Source organism: Lactobacillus sp. UMNPBX16, from assembly GCF_002553775.1.
Taxonomy (GTDB): Bacteria; Bacillota; Bacilli; order Lactobacillales; family Lactobacillaceae; genus Lactobacillus; species Lactobacillus crispatus.
Window position 1 is genome coordinate 1 of sequence record NZ_PCYU01000074.1, and the last position, 1,099, is coordinate 1,099.

Here is a 1,099-nt window from a genome sequence, read left to right on the forward strand (position 1 = left end):
AAGAGAAATGGAAAGCACGAATAGTCCAAAATGTATGAAAATAAAACATAGTCATACATTTGCTTACATTTTTCATAGCAGTGCAAAAGGCAGCACGCTGATTGCAGTATTTTGTTTAATAATTAAGCTGAATACTAAATAAGGGAATAGGTTTAAGGGTAACGAGCTAATTTTTAAGAGTAAGTTACTTTTTTGTTGTAGTAGATTGTTAATATCTTTCATGATTTAATTTTAGAAAAGTCATAGTTTTTATACTTAATTGCTAGTGCTTTGTTTTTGAAAAGTGCGTTGTGGATATCTCCGGAAGAATATGCAAGATATAAACAAGGATGTCCTTTAAATTGACCAGTAATATAAATAATATCTACAGGTGTTAAAAACTCACGAACGCGCATCCAAGTCTGCCCTTGATGTTGTTCGATGGCGATCATGGAATCACCACCAGAATAGGTTTTATTCTTTTGCTCAGAATTATGATCTAATTTAATGGACTTATCCACTTGTCGATAAACTACTGAGTCACCAATTGTATGCTTGTTGATAATTAATTTGCGAGCTGATTTGCTCAGTGGATCGCTACGATACCAGGTACCGCGAAATTGTTCGGGGATGCTGGTTAACTTAAAGCCAGGATATTTCTTTTTTAAATTAGGCTTAAACTCATTTGCCTGTTTGGATGCCTTATGTGTCGCAGAGCTGCTTACTGTTTCGTTAACTGTAGCGGGACGACTAGAACGGTTGGAACAGGCTGATAGGCTAAAAAACAGGGGGAAAAGAATTATCATTGAAAATTTATTTTTCATATTTTATTTTTCCTTTGCAATAATTATTTTTAATTATAGTCTACTTTGACTGTTTTGAAACTGTCAAATCTTTTGTGTAAATAGATCTTTCTCGTAAATTGATTTTTTAATTATTTATTTAATCAAAGTAGGATTCTAAGGTGTCCTGAACCTGACCAAAGCCTTTATGAATTCGATTGAAATAACGGTCATTGTAGCTCATTGCCTGAATACCAATAAAAGCATCAAGCGACTGTTCAGTTGGAAACTCTGCCTTAGGCTTAGCTTTGCGCTTGATCACATTGTTAAATGATTCA

At 33.8% G+C, this 1,099-nt stretch carries 1 protein-coding gene and 1 pseudogene; both read right to left on the reverse strand.

The features are described 5' to 3' along the window. Nucleotides 1-218: 218 nt before the first annotated feature. Entirely contained in the window at nt 219-803 is a 585-nt protein-coding gene (locus tag CP367_RS11085) for a hypothetical protein (protein ID WP_223845444.1), read from the reverse strand. 118 nt (nt 804-921) lie between these two features. Continuing rightward, nucleotides 922-1,099: pseudogene (locus CP367_RS10275) on the reverse strand (IS256 family transposase); the annotation flags it as partial.